Origin of the sequence: Pedobacter nutrimenti (assembly GCF_032678445.1) — a bacterium.
Classification (GTDB): Bacteria; Bacteroidota; Bacteroidia; order Sphingobacteriales; family Sphingobacteriaceae; genus Pedobacter; species Pedobacter nutrimenti_A.
Genome location: NZ_JAVTSQ010000004.1, coordinates 341208 through 362354 on the forward strand (window position 1 = coordinate 341208; position 21147 = coordinate 362354).

Here is a 21147-nt window from a genome sequence, read left to right on the forward strand (position 1 = left end):
TTTTTAAAGATTAAAAGTAAATCTATAAAATAATTTTTGAATTAAATGAAAGGTTTCATCGCGCTAAACCACTAGGTAAGGCTGGATGTAGATCCGCGTTTGATAATTTCTGCCGGGATTTGAAGTTTGATGTTTGAAACATCAAAACTGCGATCGTTTAAACTTGACATCAACAGGTCAATAGCAGATTTTGCAATTTCGTAAGTGGGTTGTTTTACAGAGGTGATTCCCGGAGGATAAAGTTCAAATAATTCATGATCATCGAAACTCATGACCCCTAAGTCGACAGGAATGTTTAGCTTAAGTTCGTTGATGCTTTTAAGGCCTATGATGCCCAGGTAGTTAGTGCTGAAAAAGACAGCGTCCAAATTGATTTGTCTGGTTAAAAATTCCTTGACAGCTTCTACGGCTTCTGTTCTTTCACTGTTGTAGGATAAGTTGAAAACCATATCCGGATCTTCTGTGAGTCCATTTGCTTTTATGGCTGCCTGGTAACCCATTAACCGTTCCTGTAACTGAACAAGGTCCAGATCTGGTGTTACAAATCCAATATTTTTATACCCGGAATCGGCAAGGAACTGGATGGCCTGATAAACGCTGTTGTAATTGTCAACCAATACATGGGGGATATCGATCCCGGGAAAGTAACTATCGATGAACACAACGGGTTTTTCGTTGCTGATTAACTTTTGTATTTCTTTCTCCAGTCCTTTGATGGGCGTAATAATGTACCCGTCGACAAGTTGGTTGGAAAGCATTTTGATCACATTCTTTCCTTTTTGAATGTTGTTGTCTGTACTGCAGTACACTACACCATAACCTGCTTTTTCAGCCTCGTATTCAATAACTTTGGCCATTGTACCAAAAAAAGGTCCACTAATGGTTTCTACAATTAAACCAATCACTTTGGACTCTCCTGTTCTCAGGCCAACCGCCATACGGTTAGGCTCATAACCATTTTCAAGGGCTACATCTAGTATTTTTTTTCTTATATCTGCGCTGATGCGGCCTTTGCCGTTTAAGACAAAAGATACAGTGGTTATGGAGGTGTTTGTCAGTTTTGCAATATCTTTTATGGAGATCTTCTTCTTAATCATGGTAACGGTACATTTTTTAAATATATAACAATTGCTTAAGGTGTTTAATAAAAAATTGAACATAATATTTACCTTACATTTAAAATACTGATAAATATGTTGTTGACAATTCTGATTGGATGTGTGTTGTTATTGCTTTGTTTGATCCTGGTCTTTAAGATCAATGCTTTATTTGCTTTGATCGTCACTTCTATCGCTGCCGGGCTTCTTCAAGGCATGACAGGCACTGCAGTTGTCAAATCTATAGAAGAGGGCATAGGCAGCACACTTGGGCAACTGGCCTTAATTTTAGCCATGGGTGCTGTGATTGGAAAATTGCTGGCCAACGGTGGGGCAGCGCAGCAGATCACAACGCACATGGTCAGGTTTTTTGGGGTAAAGAATCTGCAGTGGGCCATGGTGGTTACGGGTTTGCTGGTTGGAATTCCTTTGTTTTATAATGTGGGTTTTGTGGTACTGATCCCTTTTGTATTTATGATTTGTGCGTCAACGGGTTTGTCTGTTTTGTATGTAGCTATTCCTTTGCTCACCGCACTCTCGGTTACGCATGGTTATTTACCCCCACATCCTGGTGCTACGGCAATTGCTATTTTATACAAGGCAGATATAGGCAAGACGATGATGTATGGCGGACTGATTTGTATTCCGGCTATTGTTATTGGCGGGCCTTTGTTTTCAAGAACCTTAAAACAGATTAAACCAGATCCGCCAAAGGGGCTTTTTAACCTTGAATTTCGCCCGGAAAATGAACTGCCTAGCTTTGGCATCAGTTTGATAACGAGCCTTCTCCCTGTTTTTTTAATTGGCCTGGCAACAATTACACAGGCTGTATTGGAAAAAGGTTCGGGCATGGGTTCCTTTATTGCATTTATAGGCCATCCGGTTATTGCTTTATTGATCTCTACTTTTTTCGCCATTTATACCATGGGTATAAGGCAGGGGCAGAAGATGAAAGACTTGATGGATCAGGCAGAAGAAGCCTTAAAAAGTATTACGATGCTGTTGTTTATTATAGGCGCGGCAGGTGCATTTAAGCAGGTACTTGTAGATGGTGGAATTGGAGATTATATATCGAAGCTGGCTTTGGCTTTGCCATTTTCGCCATTACTGCTGGTTTGGTTCATTGCCGCTGCGATACGGGTGGCTTTGGGTTCTGCGACGGTTGCAGGTTTAACTACTGCGGGGATAGCGATTCCTATTATGCAATCTACCCATGTGAGCCCTGAATTGATGGTTTTAGCTACTGGTGCTGGGAGTTTGATGTTTTCTCATTTGAATGATCCGGGCTTCTGGATGTTCAAGGAGTATTTTGGCCTGAGCATCCGCGATACCATCAGGTCCTGGTCTTTAATGGAGACCATTGTGTCTGTAGTCGGTTTAATAGGAGTTTTGATCTTGAATGTGTTTATATGATATATATATTTATTGGAGTTTCGGGTTGTGGAAAGACCACGCTGGGTAAATTATTTGCAGAGCGTATGCGGATTCCTTTTTATGATGCCGATGATTTTCATCCGGAATCCAATATTCAAAAAATGAAAAATGGAATCTCTTTGAACGATGAAGACAGAGCACCCTGGCTTCAGGATCTGGCCCGGCATATCGTTTTGTGGAATAGATCGGAGGGAGCCGTACTTGCCTGTTCCGCATTGAAGGAGTCGTACAGACAAATATTAAGTGCAAATGAAGGCATACAGATCAAATGGGTGTTTATACAAGCAGACTTTAAGACGTTAGAACAGCGTTTAGTGAATAGAAAAGGACATTTTTTTAATCCTTTACTTTTAAAATCTCAATTGGAGACACTGGAGCCGCCTGGTTATGGCCTTCATCTTTGCGCAAAGGATTCATTGGATCGACAGCTGGAGCAACTCCAGATACAAATTGGTTAAAAGGCCTCATTTAAGCCCAGAAAAAAACCACGTGCACCGTAATTGCCAAATGCGTAGTCCAGGCACAGATTGGTTCGGGTGGCTTTATTAAAGAGTACGCGCAAACCTGCACCTCCTCCCGGCTGCCATTGCTGGAAAAGCTTTGTTCCCAGATCATCATTGGCGGTCTGGATGTTGAAAAATGTAACCCCGCTCAGAAATTTGTTCCTGGTTATTGGAAAACGGTATTCCAGTTCGGAGTAAAAATACTTTGTGGCCTTAAAATAGCCTACGGTATAACCTCTTCCGCTTCTGAAGCCTGTATCTTTACCAGTGCCAGGCAGTTCGAGATAAGGCAGAGCACCGCTGATCAGATATGAGCCCCAGTTCCAGAAGGCCAGCACGTGTTCCGGGTTTCTTTCGGAAAGGCTCCAGTATTTCCTGAAGTCAGTGTTAAATTGCACGGCACTTTTGGTGCTGCCCATCCAGGTTTGGTTGACCCGGAAACCTGCATCGGCATACATTCCCTTATAGGCCCGGTTTTGATTGTCGCGGGTGGTATACTGCAGGTTGAACAAAAGTCCATTGGAGGAATAGTGGTCGCGGTCAAATCCATGTCTGTCGCTGTAAATATTATAAGGGGTCAGATTGCTGGTATCTGCTTTATTTTCAATCTTTCTTCTGACATCGAAAGAAACTCCTGCGCCAACAAAAAGATTGTCGAGAATTTGCTTGTATACTTTTTCTCTGAAATTATAGTAGAGGGCGTGAAGGACATAGCCTTTACGTCCGGGGTCGCTTAAAATCAAATCCTCTTCGCTATCGGTCGCGGCGCGTCCGATACCTAATCCAAAATCTGGTGTCACCGTTTTTGCAACGACCAGGCTTCCCTGAAAATTCCACCGGTTCCCGGGGGTGTAGATATTATGGCTTAGATAGAAGTAAATAATGCCTTTTGTAGTAATGGAGGCGGAGGTAGCTGCGATAGACATCAGCGTGTTGGGCTCATGTCCCAATACACGTCCTGCAACAGCTTTTATGCCTATTTGTGCGCCTATACTGGGATTGTAAGCGAAATTAGGCATGGGTGTAATTCCTGATTTTTTGTGCTGCAGATTTGGCTTTTTATTGGGGTGCAAAATATGGTGAAGCAAGTCTGCAATATCATATTGTCTGTTTGTACTGTCTGCGGGTTTTTGTTTTTTCAGACTATCCCTTTGTAAAGAATCCTTTTTTAAAGAATCCAAGGAAACATGGCTTTGACTATAAAGATAACCATTCCAGGACAGGCATAAAGTCAGAGATAGAATTTTCAGAGATTTGAATTTCAAAATTTACAGGTTATTTGTTTATCAGATAGTTGTCTGTTTTAAAACCCGGAAATCTAGAAAAAGTTTTATTTCATGAATAAGTACCGCTTCACTGGATCAACAGATGGATCAACTTCCGGCACAAATGAGTCGATCCATCTGTAGATTAAAGGCAATTAATAACCGTTACCGCCACCACTACCAGTGCCTGTGCTGGTGTTCATAAGTGTGATATTTGCCCTCATTTCTCCAGTCGGGAATGTCGAGCTATGGATATTTACATACCATTTTCCAGCTAAAAGCTGTGCAGCTTCTGTGTCAGTTAATGCTCTTGTTGTACCTGAAAGTGATCCTGAGCTGGCGGATGTAAAGCCAGTAATCTCTATCACAATTGGGGAACTTGTGGTACTGCCGCCGGTATCTGATCCGTGAAAGTGCATGCCTGTTGTTGTTGCTGTACTAGATCCGAGCTGCCAGTTGAGTGTATAAGTTATTGTTTTGGTATCTGAATAATAAGTGATGTTGGCAGTACCTGTGCCTGTAGTAGTCACTGCAGGTACTTCGGTAGCTCCATTTAGTTGCACATTTGCCGTATAGGTTTTGCGTGTCGGTGCAGCAGGTGCGTTGTCATACTTTTTACAGGCCGAGAACAGAAGTAAAAAAATGCCGGCTATAGCAATTTTGCTGTAGGTCCGTGTTTTTAAATAAGTCTTCATAATGAACAAGTAAGATTGTTTCACAATTACTCCGATTGAGTAAAACGGGGTCATACAAAGAAGGTTGGTCCTATTTACTCATCTTCATTTCTATTTACGTGTACGTAGCAAGTATTGAAATAGTTGCTACATATTGAAATATAATTTACGTTTATAAAAGTTGACCGTCACAATTGCCCTTAATTTTGTCTTAAAATACCCTCAGTTCCTTATGTTTAATATGGTATTTTTGTGTTAATCAACAGGCATTAACCTTTAAAATAGAATATTATGGCAGCAGTGAATCCGTATTTAACTTTCACAGATAATTGTGAAGAGGTCTTTAATTTTTACAAATCTGTATTTGGCGGGGAATTCCTTACGATGATGCGTTTTGGAGATGTCCCAAAAGATTATCAACCGGGAGAGGGAGAAAATCAAAAAATCATGCATGTGGCTTTACCTATTGGAAAAGATACAGTGTTAATGGGGAGCGATACGCCTGCTTCGATGGGCACAGTTCAACAGGGGAATAATTTGAGTATTGCAATTAAGCCAGACAGTGAACAAGAAGCTGACCACCTGTTTAATGGTCTTTCGGCAGGTGGGCAAATTACTATGCCCTTAGGTAAAGTTTTTTGGGGAGCTTATTTTGGGATGTTTACGGATAAATTTGGTATCCACTGGATGGTCAATTTTGAATATAAACAATAGCAATAAAAAACAGGTATAAGCATATTGCTTATACCTGTTTTAGATTTTCCAGATATGCTTTTAAAACTTGTTTTAAATAAATTTCAGGTTTTGGCATGGTTATAATTGTACCCGGTTCTTTGTCCTGGGAGTGTTTAATGTAGTTTGCCTTAATTTTGCCCCAGTCTTTGGAATAAAGCTGTATAAACTTCTCAACGAACTGTTGGTCTGTATACTCTTTTGGAAGTTTACTAAGCACAACTTCTATTTTCTCTTCTTTTCTATGTAATACTGCCATAAGAATTTTTAATCTTTTCCAAAGTTACGAACAAATTTCTTGTCTTTTGTCCTGATTTCTGGGCTAAATGTATTCATCATAAGAAAAATAATTCAAACAATCTTTGTCTATACGAGTTTATAGAAAACATTTTCCTATTAAAAACGAAACGATGTTAAAGACCTTTATAAAACTGAAAGCCGGATAGAGGCGGCAAATTACATAAATACAGTAAGATTGCAGTAAAGTATGTTGAACAAAACATATCTTTTGGAATTATTTTGTTTAATGTTTTGTTAATCAGTTGTTTGCAGTATTTTTTTGGTATGCGTTTTGCTTAAGTTTTTTTATAAAATCTTCGACATTATGAAACAAGCAACCACTCTTTTTACACAGCAATTAAATAGTTTTAGCGGAAGCCTGCATGCTTTTGCACTAACCTTTACCAGAGATGATGAGGATGCCCGGGATCTTGTGCAGGATACTATGGTGAAAGCCATTCGTTATTCAGATTTGTATGAGGAGGGAACTAATATGAAGGGCTGGCTTTTCACAATTTTAAGAAATACATTTATTAACAGTTATCGAAAGAATTCCAGATCTGGTGAGATCTTTACCGTTTGTGAAGAGATCTCATCTGCACAACTTAAGAAAAGTGCCTCGCTAAATGAGGGAGAGAATAAATGTATGATGGATGACATTCAGTACGCGCTCAAAAAGTTACAACCCGAATATTATATACCTTTTATCAGATATTTTGAAGGTTTTAAATACCATGAAATTGCAGAGGAATTAAATATTCCACTGGGGACGGTTAAGACAAGGATACATGTGGCCAGGGGTATTTTAAAGAAGAGCTTAAAAATGTACCAGGATAATTATAGAAAAGCAGGTTAGACCTGCTTTTCGTTTTCAGTGTTGTATGCTATACTATCCATAATAACAGATATAAGAAGCATCTGTATCGCAAATCACGTCAAATTTGTTTCCTGCAGCTATTTCAAATTCTTCCTGTGCTTTGTATGCTGTCCAGTCTTCATTTGGTAATTTGACTTTTAATATACCAGTAATAACGACCATTTTTTCAGGAGAAGAAGTAGAAAACTCATAGGTGCCTGCTTTCATGACGCCAACCGTGGCCTTTCCATGTTCTGTCTCCAGGCCCAGGCTTTGTACTTTTCCATCAAAATAGCTGTGGTGTGGCAGTAGATTGTTTGTATTGCTCATCTTTTTTTGTTTTTTGCCAAATATATAAGATGAGAAACAAATATTGATTTCATAGTCATTAAAAGATTAATAGTTAATCTTTTAATTTGTAATATTTTATTGTATAATTGCTGTTCTATACTATACTATAGAATGACCAAATATAAACATTTAGATGACGCTGAGCTTGTCGCCCTCCTTAGAGATGGTGATAAAATTGCTTACACGGAGATTTATAAGCGTTATTTTAATGTATTATTTGCACATGCCTATAAAAAATTAAATGATGATGAGGAAACCAGGGATCTGATTCAGGAACTGTTTACCAATCTTTGGATCCGCAGAGAGGTATTCGTCCTGAACTCAAGTCTTGTTGCTTATCTTTTTACGGTTGTCCGAAACCGGGTTCTGGATCATCATGCACATAAAAATGTAAAATCAAGGTATATTTCTTCGCTTCAACAATTTATAGATATTGAAACAGTAGAAACGGATCATCGGGTTAGAGAAAAAGAACTCCTCAATTCTATTGAAAAGGAGATTCAGGCCTTGCCCCGAAAAATGCGCGAAGTTTTTGAACTTAGCCGGAGAAGCCATTTTACACATAAAGAAATCTCTGAGCAATTACAAATTTCGGAACAGACCGTTGCAAAGCAGGTGACCAATGCGCTTAAAACCCTTCGTTGCAGATTCGGTGAAATGCTGTTGATCTTGTTTTTGATGTACTTTAAATAAAATTTCATTTTTTTCTACCTGTTGCGGTCTGCTTAACCGTTTGGTTATATATAGAGGGATGTATACCTAACCAAATATGAATAAAACAGAGGCAGGCAAATTGCTGGAAAAATATCGGGAAAAGACTTGTACGGAGGAAGAACTGGCACTATTGGAAAAATGGTATCTGGATCTTAAGGAGCGTGAATTTGACCAGTCAGAAGAATATATAAACCTCATGGCCAGGGATATTTTTGAAAAACTGCCCATACATGAGCGGTCTTCCAAAATTCGTTTTTTTCCTAGACTTGCTGCGGTGGCGGCTGTTGTTATCGCTGTGTTTGCTGGAGGGTATTTTTATCTGGCGCACCGGGATATCCAAACGCTGGATTCTAATACGATTCAACCGGGATCAAATAATGCGGTTCTCATTTTATCAAACGGCAAACAGATTCTCTTAAATGATATTAAAACCGGGACGGTACTGACACAAACTGGTGTCCGTATTACAAAGTCTTCTGACGGAAAGCTTATTTATTCAGTGGTTGCAGAAAAGAACAGTAATTCTGCCTCTGATCGTCTGGAAATGAATACAATTCAAACGCCTAGAGGAGGGAAATACCAGGTGAATTTGCCCGATGGGACTACTGTTTTATTGAATGCGGCATCTTCTCTTCGGTATCCATCACGTTTCTCTAAGGAGAAAAGGGAGGTCGAGTTAACAGGAGAGGGTTATTTTGAGGTTGCTAAGGTTTTCAAAATTTCAAGCAATGGCAAGGATCATCACGATAGGTTGCCTTTTATTGTAAAAACGGCCACGCAACGTGTAGAGGTATTGGGTACACATTTTAACCTGAGTAGTTACAGTGATGAGCCTGAAGTTAGAACGACTTTACTTGAGGGAAGTGTTCAGGTGGCTGCACTGTTGTCAAAAAAGGTGGAAACTTTAAAACCGGGCCAGCAGTCTGTTCTGCAAGGTGGAGCTATAGAGGTTAAAGCGGCAGATTTGAATGCGGAGATGGCCTGGAAAAATGATGAATTTGTTTTTGCAAGTAATGATTTCCGTGCGGAAATGCGGAAGATAGCCCGCTGGTATGATGTAGATATTGTGTATACCGATTCTGCACCTTCGGATGTGGATCTGGGTGGTTTTATATCCCGCTCAAAGAACATCTCGGCTGTGCTTAGACTGATAGAATTAACAGGAAAAGTTCATTTTAAAATTGAAGGGAGGAGAATTATCGTTACAAAATAGCTACTTAACATCTACAGATCAGAACAGCCCATTAGGGGCAGGTTCACCAACTCCAACAGGCGTAAATAAAGAAAAAGCCAGCAGTGCGGCAAACACAACTGGCTATATAGTACCTGATTGAGTCGAAATAAAACCACTTATTAACTTCTAACCAGATTAACCAAATGTATGAAAATTTTACCGGGAACCATGGGCTAGCCATGCGGCGTTTCCATAAGTTATTATTTATTATGCGGCTAATTACTGTATTTTTAATAGCATCGCTGATGCAGGTAAGCGCCGCGGGTTTCGCTCAGCGCATTACACTGTCTGCAAAAAAAGCACCTTTAGAAAAGATATTCCGGGACATCCATGACCAGACCGGCTATGACTTTTTGTATGGAAGAAAGGCATTGAGTACCAAGAAACCAGTTGATATTCAGGTCAGTAATAAGAGCCTTGAAGAAGTGCTCAAAATATGTCTTGCAGGCCAGTCACTGGAATATGTTATCGAGGACAAGACTGTCCTGATTAAGGAAAAGCAAAGCCCACGGGTTGCTGAGGAACTAAAGGCTAATGCTGAAAAACCAGATAAAATAACGATCACGGGTAAGGTAACTGATACCCTGGGCTTACCTCTTCCTGGTGTAGTGATTGCTGCAGTTAACAAACCTAATTTGGGTACGCAAACAGACAACAATGGAAAATTTGTTCTGGATGTGGAGCCGGGTACCTTGCTGAGGTTTTCTTATGTTGGGTATAAAGAGCAGCGCTTTACCGTTTCTTCTACAACAAGGGTAATTAATATTCGTTTGCAAGAGAATAATATCCAGGCAGATGAGGTTGTGATTACAGCCCTTGGACAAAAGCAACGGAAGGAAGCCATCGTTGGCTCTGTAACAACAGTCCGTCCAGGAGATCTTAAAGTGCCTTCCAGCAATTTGACGGGGGCCATGGCAGGTAAAATTGCCGGTGTGATTGCCTTTCAGCCAAGTGGGCAGCCGGGCCAGGATAATGCCAATTTCTTTATCCGCGGGGTAACTACATTTGGTTATAAAAAAGATCCTTTGATCCTGATTGATAATGTGGAGATGACCTCTTCTGATCTTGCACGACTGCAGGTGGACGATATAGAGAGTTTTTCCATTCTTAAGGACGCCAGTGCCACAGCCTTATATGGTGCCAGAGGTGGAAACGGTGTTATTCTTGTGAAAACGAAGGAAGGTAAAAACGGAAAAGCCCAAATCAACTTTAGACTGGAAGGTTCCTCGTCTGAGTCTGTAAAAAGTTTAGAACTGGCAGACCCGATCACTTATATGAGGCTTTTTAATGAGGCTACGATGACGAGGAATCCCTCGGCGATATTGCCTTATACACCAAATAAGATCGCCAATACCATTGCCGCAATGAAGGGTTTACCGGGAAGTAATGCTTTTGTTTATCCAGCAGTAAACTGGATGGATATGCTGTTTAAGAAGAGAACAAGCACAGAAAGAGCCAACCTGAATATTTCAGGTGGCGGTGGTGTGGCGCGCTATTATATAGCTGGTTCTTATACGAATGACAATGGAATATTAAGAACCGACATCAGGAACAATAACAACAATAATGTAAGCTTTAAAAATTACCAGTTGCGGTCAAACATCAATATCGACCTTACACCAAGTACGGAACTTGTGGTTCGTTTATCTGGTAATTTTAATGAGTATGTGGGGCCGATGACCAATGATCCATCGTTTGCAACTGATTTGTACAATATTGCAACACACACCAGTCCGGTTGATTTTCCGGCCTATTATGAGCCGGATGCGGCCAATGCAGGTGTACAACATATTCTATTTGGTAACAATACCGACGGGGCGATCCTGCCAGACGGAACCACACCACCAACGAACGGGGATGTGAAGAACATTAACCCTTACGCGGCCTTGCTAAGAGGAAACAGAAGATTTTCTGAATCAAGAATGCTTGCGCAGCTGGAACTGAATCAGAAATTAGATTTCCTTGTCAAAGGATTGAATTTCAAAGGCATATTTAGCACCAACAGGTATGCAAGATTTGAATCTCAGCTGGCTTATGCACCTTATTTTTATAATGTTCAGGCCTATGATAAATCCACCAATCAATATACCTTAAACTGGATCAACAATAAGCCAGATCAGGCCAGGGAGTATTTAAATTATTATGCCGGGGCCAGTACATTAAATACCTTTCTGTACCTGCAAGGCGTTGTGGACTATACCAAAGACTTTGGGGAAGATCATAACGTAAGTGCAGCGTTAATTGGAACACAACAACAGCAGCTGAATGCCAACGCATCAACATTATTTACTTCTTTACCTTACCGGAATCTGGGCTTGTCGGGACGTGCAACTTATGCTTATAAGAGTCGTTATTTCCTCGAGTTTAACTTTGGTTATAACGGGTCAGAACGTTTTTCTGAAAACCATAGGTTTGGTTTCTTTCCTACAATCGGAGCTTCGTGGATTGTTTCAGGTGAGAAGTTTTACGGAAATCTCTCTAATGTAATTGACAGAATGAAACTCAGGGCCAGTTATGGTCTGGTTGGGAATGATGCGATTAGTGACCGAAGGTTTTTCTATTTGTCGGACGTTAATTTAAATGGAGGTAATTCTGCCGCATTTGGAACCAATAACGGTTATGGTCATAATGGCGTTGCTATTAATAATTATGAGAATAGAGATGTGACCTGGGAAGTGTCTAAACAGATTAACCTTGGCCTGGAATTAACTTTCCTTAAAAATATGAGGTTAACGGCAGAGGTTTATAAGAATTATAAATCTGATATCCTGCAAAACAGATCTGACATTCCTACTACTATGGGGTTGGAGGCTCCCATAACTGCAAATATTGGAAAAGTGGAATCTCAGGGTATTGAATTTTCTCTTGATGGAAAACATAATTTTACGCCCGATTTCTGGATTTCTTCTATGGCCAATTTCACTTTCGCCAAAAATAAATTCACTCAATATGAAGAACCGAATTTTGATGAAAAGTATCTCCTTCATCAGGGGGTAGCCCTTAATAGAAATTTTGGTTACGTAGCAGAGCGTTTATTTGTTGATGACAACGAGGCAAGAAATTCACCAGCTCAGATATTTAGCAACAATGGAACCCCTCCAAGAGGCGGTGATATTAAATACCGGGACCTGAATGGCGATGGAGTTATAGATTCAAAAGACCAGACCTGGTTGGGTAACCCGACAGTACCGGAAATTGTGTATGGATTTGGGTTCTCTACCGGATATAAAAACTTTGATCTCAATGTGTTTTTTCAAGGGCAAACCAGGGTTTCTTTTGTTATTGACCCGGCCAGAACGAGTCCGTTTATAAAAAGCCCGGATTCCTGGCTGCCTGGTAATACCCAGGTGATTAAACAGTATGCAGACGATCACTGGTCAGAAGATAACCAGAATCTGTATGCGCTCTATCCAAGGCTGGGTACCAATGGGGGGGAGATAGAAAACAACCGTCAGAACAGTTCCTGGTGGCTGCGTGACGGAAGCTTCCTGAGAATGAAATCCCTTGAGTTTGGTTATACGCTCCCGAAGAAATTTGTAAACAAAATCAGACTCAGGAACCTGAGGGTTTATTTCAGCGGACTTAATCTGCTCACCTGGAGTCCATTTACCATGTGGGATCCTGAATTGGGCGGGAATGGATTTGCTTACCCACTTCAGAAAGTATATAACCTGGGTATAAATGTTAATTTATAATTATTTAAAGAGGATTTAGACATGAAATCATCATACTCGAAATTTTTATATGCAGTAGTTCTGGCGATGTCCATAATTTCTTGTAAGAAATATCTGAATGTTACGCCAGATAATGTGGGCACCATTGATTATGCATTTAGAAATCGCAATGAAGCGGAGAATTATTTATTTAGCTGTTATTCTACCCTTCAGAAATTTCAATATCCATGGCTTGACGCGGGTTTTGCAACTTCGGGCGAAATTGTTTACCCCGGACCGACGGAAATCACCGACAATCAAGGGGTTAATCCTGTTGGATTTAACATCATCAGAGGAACACAAACAGCCAATAATCCAGGGTTGAATTATTGGGATGGTGCTGAAGGTGGAGAGGCAATATTTAAAGCGATAAGACGCTGCAATACGATGCTTGAAAACATCAACAAACCAATTGATCTGGGTGATTCGGAAAAGAAAAGATGGATTGCGGAGGTGAAGTTTTTAAAGGCTTATTATCATTTTTATCTTTTCCGGATGTACGGACCTATACCTATTACGGATGTGGACCTGCCGATCACCAGTTCTACCGAAGAGGTGAAAGTGAAAAGAAAGCCCGTAGACTCAGTAGTGAATTACATGGTTCATTTAATTGACGAGGCCGCGCCCGACCTGCCTCTTCAGATACAAAACCAAATGCAGGAACTGGGAAGAATTACAAGTGTGATCGCCCTTTCCGTAAAAGCACAGATTTTAATGACTGCTGCAAGTCCTCTATTTAATGGAAACCCTGATTATGCAGGGTTCAGCAATAAAGACGGGCAACAATTGTTTAGCCAGCAGGTGGACCCTAAGAAATGGGATCTGGCCGCCGACGCATGTGCTAAGGCACTGGATGCTTGTACTAGAGCAGGGTTGAGCCTGCATACTTTTATTCCTACCGCAAATATGCCTTCTAATCTTCCTGATTCTTTAAAGCGGGTTTTAACCTTGCAAACTGCAGTTACCGAAAAATGGGAGATAAATTCAGAACTCATATGGGCAATAAATCCGGTATATGGTTATGGGAAGCAGGAAAGAGCTATGCCAAGGCTGACACCAGCTTCGGCTGCAAATTTAGTTGCCCAGGGTACTTTTGCTGTACCAATTGCTGAACAGGAACTGTTTTATACTGAAAATGGATTGCCAATTGATGAAGATAAAACCTGGGATTACAGAAACAGGTATGCTTTGAGAACGAGTGCAAATGCGGATCGGTTTTATGTTCATAATGGCTATGAAACGGTAAATGCGCACTTTAAACGCGAGCCAAGATTTTATTCTTCGATTGCTTTTGATGGTGGTGTCTGGTATGGTAATGGCGTATTAAACGATCCTTCAAATGCACTTTATGTACAGGCAAGAGGCACCAGTGGTATTGCCGGGCCTAAAGATGTGAGTCACCTGAATATCTCCGGGTACTGGCCTAAAAAACTGGTGAATTATTTAACGACTTATGACAGGGACATCACCTGGGTGGATTTTCATTATCCTTTAATGAGGCTTTCAGATCTGTATCTGATGTACGCCGAAGCATTGAATGAGCAAGGAAAAGCCTATGGTGAGGTATTGCCCTACATCGATAAAGTAAGGCAGAGGGCGGGTATCCCGGGAGTTGCTGAGGCCTGGACTTCTGCGCTTTCTACGAATCCTTCTAAATATACAAGTAAAACCGGCCTGCGCCAGATTATTCATCAGGAAAGAAGAATTGAACTGGCTTTTGAAACTGTACCAGGCTGGGATTTGCGGCGCTGGAAGGAATTACAGTCTGTAATGAGTAAACCAATGCAGGGATGGAGTATTTATGATGAGCAATCGGTGAATTATTATCGTGCACGTACTTTGTTTGTTCCGGTATTTAATACGAAGGACTATTTGTGGCCTATTAAATCGAGCAATTTGCCAGTTAACACAAATCTGGTACAAAATCCATATTGGTAATCACATAACACTATATATTATGATGAATATAAAAAAATGCATATTGCCTGTATGTCTGATGATACTGTCCATCGGTATAACAGCATGTAAAAAAAATAATGGTTTTAATACGGTTATTTCAGGCGACACCACTAAACCTCTGCCAGTAAGCAATATTAAAGTTGATAATTTTAACGGAGGAGCTAATATTACTTATGATCTTCCAAATTCTCCAAATCTGTTGTATGTACTGGCTAAATATAAGATTAATGACAATACTTCCAGAGAAACTAAATCTTCTTATTATACGGACACCGTTGTTGTAGATGGCTTTGCTAAAGAAAAGGCTTACGAAGTAACCTTATACGCTGTTACACGGGCAAATGTAATGTCTGATCCGGTTACAATAACCGTAAATCCAAAAACACCGGTATACAGTGCTGTAAGACCAACATTAGTGTTGTCTGCTGATTTTAGCGGTGTTAATGTAACGGGATTGAATCCTTTAAAAAAGGAAATTGGTATTATCATGTTAAGCTTCAACAAGAATACCGGGGCTATGGAGATTGAGGATCAGTATTTTACAAAGAGTGATAAAATTGATTATTCTATTCGGGGCTTCAAATCGGAGGAACGCAGGTTTGGGGTTTATGTAACGGATAAATGGGGGAATATTTCCGATACCTTACAAAAAAGCCTGACACCGCTCTTTGAGGAAGCCATGGATAAAAGTAAATTCAATGCTCTAAATCTGAACAACGATACGCCTACGGATTTTGGTTGGGCAGTTCCATACTTATGGGATAACAAATTAGATGGAAACGGGTGGCACACTAAGTTTGGGGAACCGTTACCCTTTACTTGTAGTTTTGGTATAGGAAAAACGTATAAGTTAAGTCGCTTTGTTCTGTATCAGAGGATTGGAAGTGGCTATACTTACAACTATGGAAATCCAAAAGAATTTTCTTTATGGGGAACAAATTCGTCAAGTCCTCAGGATATTAAGCTTCCTGTGAGAGCCCCCGAAGGAACAGTTATAGGGAATTGGGTGAATTTAGGGAATTTCGTTTTTCCTGATCCGCCATCAGGTAATCGTCCGGGGGCAACTACATCGGCCGACGAGGATTTTGTTAAAAAAGGCGTCAGCTTTAAAGTTCCTTTTCAGGCACCTTCAGTTAAGTATTTAAGGATTGCTGTGGCAACGACCTGGGGAAATGTAGCCGCTGCGCATTTGATGGAAATTACGCCTTTCGGGGTTGCACAATAATCAATTTTTATAAAATAGAACAATACGAAACCATCATAAACATACCGCTTACAAACAGCAATGAATATGCTTATGATAGCTTCATAACCTTAAAAATTAATTATATTCTAATGAAAAATCTTATATTTTTAGTCGGTTCAGTTCTGCTCTTTGTTGTGCTGAGCTGCAAGAAGCAACAGACCGATTTCAAAGACTTTTTTGGTGGTCATGAAATTGTGTATACCGGTAGTGTTGATGGAGTGATCAACAGGCCTGGGAATTTGCGTACGCTATTGAAGTGGAAATCCAGTACGGACCCCAGTATCGTAAAATATGTGATCTACTGGAACAATAAACGGGATTCTCAGATCGTGGCCATCAATGGTAAAACAGACAGCGTTTCTGTTACCATTCCAAACCTTCAGGAATTTGTGTACTCCTTTACCGTTTATTCTTATGATGCTAAAGGCAATAAATCCATTCCAAAACAAGTCGATAATGTAAAGGTATATGGGCCAATATATCAGGGGGGCTTGTTAAACAGACCATATAATGCAAGCAATCCTTATACGCTCAATACAAATGGATCATTGGTTTTGAATTTTAATCCTCCGGATACGATCAATATCAATACGGTGATTAAATACACCAATGTGGCTGGTACGGTGGTTGAAAAGAACCTGAGACCGGACAGCAGTTCTATTTATTTGCGCGATTATAAGCTCGGTACTGATGTCCAATATCGTTCGTCTTATATCCCTGACAGAGGTTCATTGGATACTTTTATTGTTTCGGCTTATTCTACATTTCCAAGAATTTACAGCTATGTGCTCTGCGACAGATTGTTGTTTAAGGAAGTGCATTTGCCTAACGACGCCGGTACATATGAGTCGGGAACCAGTATCAGTAAATTATGGGATGGGAGTGTTGGACCTCAGGGTTATCCCAATATTTTTCATAGTGATGGAAGTAGTGGAATGCCGCATACCATTACATTTGATCTTGGAAAAGTATATGATAATTTAGCCAGGATTGAAGAAACCGGAAGGGACTGCTGTAATAATCCGGATGACTTTGAAGTCTGGGGCATTGATGATATTACCAATGCGGCGACGAGTCTCCGGGCTACAAACTCAGGCTGGAAGGATGAATCCATAGCTAAAGGATGGACCTTGTTAAAAGAGGTGGTTCGTGGTGACGACGGAAAAAATGCGGTTACAGCTGATCTGGATAACAATGGAAAGCCAATCCGTTATATCAGAATTCGGATTAAACATGTAACAACCGGAGATGGGAACTACAGCAATATGAGCGAAATTCGTTTCTGGAACAAACAATAAGAGTATTGTCCATTATTATTGAAGGTTTGTCCATTTTCTAAAACATCAGCGTCTTTATTTTTACGCTGGATAACCAAAATAAATAAGTCTGGGTATACGAGAGGTTGATTACCTGCTTATACCCAGACTTTTACCTGTATACTTAAGAACACACAAATGACAAAAAAAATGTTGACTGTATTTTGCCTGAGTTACCTAGCCTTTTCTCCGGTAATTGCCCAGCAAAAGCCACTGAAATTGTGGTTTGATCAGCCTGCGAAAATGTGGGAAGAAACGCTGCCACTTGGTAATGGCAGACTTGGAATGACACCTGATGGGGGGATATTAAAAGAGAAGATTGTACTCAATGATATTACCCTATGGTCTGGAAGCCCTCAGGATGCAAATAATTATGACGCTTATAAAAGCCTTCCTGAGATCAGAAAACTCATTATGGAAGGTAAAAATGAGGAGGCCCAGGCATTGGTGAACAGGGATTTTGTTTGCAAAGGGCCAGGGTCCGGAGGAGCTCAGTGGGGAAAATACCAAACCATGGGTGCATTGGAAATTGATTTTAACTATAATGGTGCAGGATCAGGGCAGCCGGACGTGAAACAATACCATAGGGAGTTGTTGTTGGATAAGGCATTGGCGACCAGTAGTTTTACGCTCAATGGTGTTCAATATAAAAGAGAATATTTTACCAGTTTTGATGATGATGTAAGTATAGTCAAACTCACTGCAAATAAGCCCGGACAGTTGAACTGCCGTATTTCAATGAACAGGCCGGAGCGTTATGCGGTTAAAACGGAAGGACAAGAACTACAAATGTCTGGCCAGCTGGATAATGGAACTGATGGAAAAGGAATGCAGTATCTGGCCAGGGTAAATGCTAAATTAAAAGACGGTACCATCCGTGCTGAAAGTGATGCCTTGGTGATTAAAGGGGCTACAGAAGTGATCATTTATATTTCTGCGGGTACTAGTTTTAAAAACTTTCCATTTAAGGAAAAGACAAAACAGCTTTTAGCTTCTGCTATAAAAAAACCGTATGAATTAGAAAAAAGCAAGCATATCAATAACTTCAGTAAGTTGTTCAAAAGAGTCAGCATTGACCTTGGCGAAGGCAGTTCTTCGGGGCTTACGACAATTAAAAGGTTAGAGGGATTTTATCAGAACTATGGTAACGATCCTGCGCTTGCCTCGCTTTTCTTCCAGTTTGGGCGATATCTAAGCATCAGCAGTACCAGAGTAGGGCTGTTACCTCCAAATTTGCAGGGTTTATGGGCTAAAGAGATCAATACCCCCTGGAACGGCGATTACCATTTGGATGTGAACGTGCAGATGAACCACTGGCCGCTGGAAGTGGCCAATTTATCGGAATTGAATTTGCCTTTAGTTGAGCTGGTTCGGGGTTTGGTTAAACCGGGAGAAAGAACGGCTAAAACTTATTATCATGCAGATGGATGGATTGCTCACGTGATTACAAATGTTTGGGGTTTTACAGAACCGGGGGAAAGTGCCTCATGGGGTGCGTCTAATGCGGGATCAGGGTGGTTGTGCAATAATTTATGGGATCATTATGCATTTAGTAATGACATTGCTTATTTGAAAAGTATTTATCCTATTTTAAAAGGTTCTGCAGAATTCTATAAGAGTGTTCTGACTAAAGACCCAAAAACTGGTTGGCTGGTCACTTCACCTTCAGTATCACCAGAAAATACCTTTTATTTGCCAAATGGAAAAACAGCGAGTATCTGTATGGGGCCAACGATCGATAATCAGATTGTAAGGGAGTTGTTTGGCAATGTGATTACAGCATCTAAACGATTAAATGTTGATCCGGAATTCAGACATGAGCTGGAAGAGAAACTAAAATCTGTACCTCCTCCGGGTGTTGTTAGTAAAGACGGAAGGATCCAGGAATGGCTGGAAGATTATAAAGAGACTGAACTGCAGCATCGGCATATTTCTCATTTATACGGACTTTACCCTGCTTCTTTAATTACGCCATCATCAACTCCGGAGCTTGCAGAGGCGGCAAAGAAAACACTCGAAGTAAGGGGAGACGATGGCCCCAGCTGGAGTATTGCGTATAAACTATTGTTTTGGGCCAGACTTCATGATGGCAACCGGGCTTTTAAATTATTCAGGGAAATATTGAAACCTAAGTTTGGAACAGATATCAACTATGGCGCAGGAGGAGGGGTTTATCCAAATATGCTTTCTGCCGGCCCGCCTTTTCAAATTGATGGAAACTTCGGGGCTGCAGCAGGTTTTGCTGAAATGCTTTTGCAAAGCCATGATGGTTATATTGAATTGTTGCCTGCTCTTTCGGATGCCTGGAAAAAACAAGGGGATATCAAGGGTTTAAAAGCGAGAGGGAACTTCACAGTCGATTTCAAATGGAAAGATGGGAAAGTGGTTTCTTACAAGATTTCTTCTCGTAAGCCAGAAAAAATTAGCATTAAATTGAACGGAAAAATCCAGGAAGTATTAACTTCAATACTTTAACCCATAAAGAAATGAGAAAAAAAATATTGTATTTGTTGCTATTGCTTGCTTTAACGCAGAAACAAACGTTTGCGCAGGTTAAATCTGCTAACGGAAATATGCTTGCTGCAACACCACCAATGGGCTGGATGACCTGGAATTATTTTGCTGATCAGATCCACGAAAAGGAGATTATGGAAATGGCAGATGCCCTGGTTAAAACGGGGATGCGTGATGCAGGATATCGTTACATATTTATTGACGATGGATGGCAGGGTGGCAGGGACAACCGGAATAATATCATTGCTGATCCTCAGAAATTTCCTTCGGGGATTAAAGCGCTTGCAGATTATGTGCACAGCAAAGGTTTAAAGTTGGGTATCTATTCTGATGCTGCACCTTTAACTTGTGCCGGATATACTGCAAGTTTAGGCTTTGAGGAACAGGATGCCAAAACTTTTGCCTCCTGGGGTATTGATTACCTGAAATATGATTATTGTGGTGCGCCACCGGATGCGGAGACTGCCAAACACCGATATAAAACAATGGCAGATGCATTAAGGAAAAGCGGTAGGGAGATTGCTTTTGGTATTTGTGAGTGGGGGGATCGTAAACCCTGGTTGTGGGCTGCAGAGGCCGGCGGACAATTGTGGAGAACAACAGGTGACGTGCGGGATAAATGGAAAAGAAGATCGGAGAAAGAAGGAGGAGAAGGAATATTGGACATTATAGATGTAAATGCCGGACTGGACCAATATGCTGGTATAGGGCACTGGAATGACATGGATATGCTGGTAGTTGGTTTGAATGGTAAAAAAGGACCATCGGGCGATTTAGGCGGGACTGGATGCAGTACTGCGGAATACCAGAGCCAAATGAGTTTGTGGAGTATTTTAACTTCTCCTTTGGCGGCTACCAACGATCTTCGTACCATGGATGAACAGACCAAACGGATTTTACTCAATACCGAAGTGATCCAGCTTAATCAGGATCCCCTGGGAAAACAAGCTGTCCGGAAAGTGAATGATGCTGTCTGGACAATTTTAGTTAAGCCTCTTGCTAACGGAGATTATGCTGTGGCTGTTTTAAACAGAAGTGATGCTGTTCAAACTGCGGATTTGAAGTTTGCTGATCTGGGACTGAACGAAAGTTACACAGTAAGAGATCTATGGGCTCATAAGACGGTTGCAAAAGGAAAAAAATGGAAGGGACAGGTAAATAGGCATGAAACGAAGGTCTTCCGCCTGAAAAATATCAAATGATGATGTGATTGATTTCTTACCCTAGATCAATGTGCCAGAACAATTGCTGCGGTACATT

17 protein-coding genes are annotated in these 21147 nt (G+C 40.7%); 12 read left to right on the forward strand and 5 right to left on the reverse strand.

Annotation, left to right across the window (positions count from 1 at the left end):
- Positions 1–71 precede the first annotated feature (71 nt).
- A complete protein-coding gene (locus R2S08_RS08990; RefSeq protein ID WP_316834844.1) occupies positions 72–1097 on the reverse strand; it encodes a LacI family DNA-binding transcriptional regulator in 1026 nt (341 codons plus the stop codon).
- 96 nt (positions 1098–1193) lie between these two features.
- Here R2S08_RS08990 and R2S08_RS08995 point away from each other — a divergent pair, with 96 nt between their 5' ends.
- On the forward strand, positions 1194–2510 hold the full coding sequence (locus R2S08_RS08995) for a gluconate:H+ symporter (RefSeq protein ID WP_316834845.1): 1317 nt from the start codon (positions 1194–1196) through the stop codon (positions 2508–2510).
- Positions 2507–2989, forward strand: a complete 483-nt coding sequence (locus tag R2S08_RS09000; RefSeq protein WP_316834846.1) for a gluconokinase — start codon at positions 2507–2509, stop codon at positions 2987–2989. Before R2S08_RS08995 ends, R2S08_RS09000 begins: the two co-directional genes overlap by 4 nt.
- On the opposite strand, the gene R2S08_RS09005 is transcribed toward R2S08_RS09000, so the two are convergent.
- Both R2S08_RS09005 and R2S08_RS09010 read right to left on the reverse strand, forming a co-directional pair.
- Positions 2986–4299 carry a BamA/TamA family outer membrane protein gene (locus R2S08_RS09005; RefSeq protein ID WP_316834847.1) on the reverse strand — a complete coding sequence of 438 codons (1314 nt, stop codon included), beginning with the start codon at positions 4297–4299 and terminating at the stop codon, positions 2986–2988. The genes R2S08_RS09000 and R2S08_RS09005 overlap by 4 nt on opposite strands.
- Positions 4300–4454: 155 nt before the next feature.
- The gene (locus tag R2S08_RS09010; protein WP_316834848.1) at positions 4455–4994 is read right to left on the reverse strand and encodes a CHRD domain-containing protein; all 540 of its coding nucleotides are present in this window, start codon (positions 4992–4994) and stop codon (positions 4455–4457) included.
- A 270-nt stretch (positions 4995–5264) separates the two neighbouring features.
- Between R2S08_RS09010 and R2S08_RS09015 the strand changes: the two genes are divergently transcribed.
- On the forward strand, positions 5265–5687 hold the full coding sequence (locus tag R2S08_RS09015) for a VOC family protein (RefSeq protein WP_316834849.1): 423 nt from the start codon (positions 5265–5267) through the stop codon (positions 5685–5687).
- 28 nt (positions 5688–5715) lie between these two features.
- Here R2S08_RS09015 and R2S08_RS09020 read toward each other — a convergent pair whose 3' ends face one another.
- Positions 5716–5964 (reverse strand): hypothetical protein, encoded by a 249-nt coding sequence (locus tag R2S08_RS09020; protein ID WP_316834850.1) that lies wholly within the window; start codon positions 5962–5964, stop codon positions 5716–5718.
- Positions 5965–6309: 345 nt separating this feature from the next.
- On the opposite strand from R2S08_RS09020, the gene R2S08_RS09025 reads away from it, so the two are divergent.
- Positions 6310–6840, forward strand: coding sequence for an RNA polymerase sigma factor (locus tag R2S08_RS09025; protein ID WP_316834851.1), 531 nt, complete (start codon positions 6310–6312; stop codon positions 6838–6840).
- Between the two features lie 33 nt (positions 6841–6873).
- On the opposite strand, the gene R2S08_RS09030 is transcribed toward R2S08_RS09025, so the two are convergent.
- Positions 6874–7170: a pyrimidine/purine nucleoside phosphorylase gene (locus R2S08_RS09030; protein WP_316834852.1), complete on the reverse strand. Its 297-nt coding sequence runs from the start codon at positions 7168–7170 to the stop codon at positions 6874–6876.
- A 132-nt stretch (positions 7171–7302) separates the two neighbouring features.
- Here R2S08_RS09030 and R2S08_RS09035 point away from each other — a divergent pair, with 132 nt between their 5' ends.
- The 8 genes from R2S08_RS09035 (at position 7303) to R2S08_RS09070 (ending at position 21089) form a co-directional block, all read left to right on the forward strand.
- Positions 7303–7884, forward strand: coding sequence for an RNA polymerase sigma-70 factor (locus R2S08_RS09035; protein ID WP_316834853.1), 582 nt, complete (start codon positions 7303–7305; stop codon positions 7882–7884).
- A 76-nt stretch (positions 7885–7960) separates the two neighbouring features.
- Entirely contained in the window at positions 7961–9118 is a 1158-nt protein-coding gene (locus R2S08_RS09040) for a FecR family protein (protein ID WP_316834854.1), read from the forward strand.
- Between the two features lie 164 nt (positions 9119–9282).
- A complete protein-coding gene (locus R2S08_RS09045; protein ID WP_316834855.1) occupies positions 9283–12834 on the forward strand; it encodes a TonB-dependent receptor in 3552 nt (1183 codons plus the stop codon).
- A 21-nt stretch (positions 12835–12855) separates the two neighbouring features.
- Positions 12856–14790, forward strand: a complete 1935-nt coding sequence (locus R2S08_RS09050) for a RagB/SusD family nutrient uptake outer membrane protein (protein ID WP_316834856.1) — start codon at positions 12856–12858, stop codon at positions 14788–14790.
- Positions 14791–14809: 19 nt separating this feature from the next.
- Positions 14810–16036, forward strand: coding sequence for a DUF5000 domain-containing lipoprotein (locus tag R2S08_RS09055; protein WP_316834857.1), 1227 nt, complete (start codon positions 14810–14812; stop codon positions 16034–16036).
- Between the two features lie 110 nt (positions 16037–16146).
- On the forward strand, positions 16147–17355 hold the full coding sequence (locus tag R2S08_RS09060; protein ID WP_316834858.1) for a DUF4998 domain-containing protein: 1209 nt from the start codon (positions 16147–16149) through the stop codon (positions 17353–17355).
- Positions 17356–17511: 156 nt separating this feature from the next.
- Entirely contained in the window at positions 17512–19848 is a 2337-nt protein-coding gene (locus tag R2S08_RS09065) for a glycoside hydrolase family 95 protein (RefSeq protein ID WP_316834859.1), read from the forward strand.
- 11 nt (positions 19849–19859) lie between these two features.
- Positions 19860–21089, forward strand: coding sequence for a glycoside hydrolase family 27 protein (locus R2S08_RS09070; protein ID WP_316834860.1), 1230 nt, complete (start codon positions 19860–19862; stop codon positions 21087–21089).
- Positions 21090–21147 lie beyond the last annotated feature (58 nt).

What these genes read in the sequence shown, in the direction of transcription:
- R2S08_RS08990 (WP_316834844.1), bottom strand. Translation starts at nt 1,097, where the DNA reads ATGATTAAGAAGAAGATCTCCATAAAAGATATTGCAAAACTGACAAAC.
- R2S08_RS09015 (WP_316834849.1), top strand. Translation starts at nt 5,265, where the DNA reads ATGGCAGCAGTGAATCCGTATTTAACTTTCACAGATAATTGTGAAGAG.
- R2S08_RS09050 (WP_316834856.1), top strand. Translation starts at nt 12,856, where the DNA reads ATGAAATCATCATACTCGAAATTTTTATATGCAGTAGTTCTGGCGATG.
- R2S08_RS09060 (WP_316834858.1), top strand. Translation starts at nt 16,147, where the DNA reads ATGAAAAATCTTATATTTTTAGTCGGTTCAGTTCTGCTCTTTGTTGTG.
- R2S08_RS08995 (WP_316834845.1), top strand. Translation starts at nt 1,194, where the DNA reads ATGTTGTTGACAATTCTGATTGGATGTGTGTTGTTATTGCTTTGTTTG.
- R2S08_RS09025 (WP_316834851.1), top strand. Translation starts at nt 6,310, where the DNA reads ATGAAACAAGCAACCACTCTTTTTACACAGCAATTAAATAGTTTTAGC.
- R2S08_RS09055 (WP_316834857.1), top strand. Translation starts at nt 14,810, where the DNA reads ATGATGAATATAAAAAAATGCATATTGCCTGTATGTCTGATGATACTG.
- R2S08_RS09070 (WP_316834860.1), top strand. Translation starts at nt 19,860, where the DNA reads ATGAGAAAAAAAATATTGTATTTGTTGCTATTGCTTGCTTTAACGCAG.
- R2S08_RS09040 (WP_316834854.1), top strand. Translation starts at nt 7,961, where the DNA reads ATGAATAAAACAGAGGCAGGCAAATTGCTGGAAAAATATCGGGAAAAG.
- R2S08_RS09000 (WP_316834846.1), top strand. Translation starts at nt 2,507, where the DNA reads ATGATATATATATTTATTGGAGTTTCGGGTTGTGGAAAGACCACGCTG.
- R2S08_RS09045 (WP_316834855.1), top strand. Translation starts at nt 9,283, where the DNA reads ATGTATGAAAATTTTACCGGGAACCATGGGCTAGCCATGCGGCGTTTC.
- R2S08_RS09010 (WP_316834848.1), bottom strand. Translation starts at nt 4,994, where the DNA reads ATGAAGACTTATTTAAAAACACGGACCTACAGCAAAATTGCTATAGCC.
- R2S08_RS09035 (WP_316834853.1), top strand. Translation starts at nt 7,303, where the DNA reads ATGACCAAATATAAACATTTAGATGACGCTGAGCTTGTCGCCCTCCTT.
- R2S08_RS09065 (WP_316834859.1), top strand. Translation starts at nt 17,512, where the DNA reads ATGACAAAAAAAATGTTGACTGTATTTTGCCTGAGTTACCTAGCCTTT.
- R2S08_RS09020 (WP_316834850.1), bottom strand. Translation starts at nt 5,964, where the DNA reads ATGGCAGTATTACATAGAAAAGAAGAGAAAATAGAAGTTGTGCTTAGT.
- R2S08_RS09030 (WP_316834852.1), bottom strand. Translation starts at nt 7,170, where the DNA reads ATGAGCAATACAAACAATCTACTGCCACACCACAGCTATTTTGATGGA.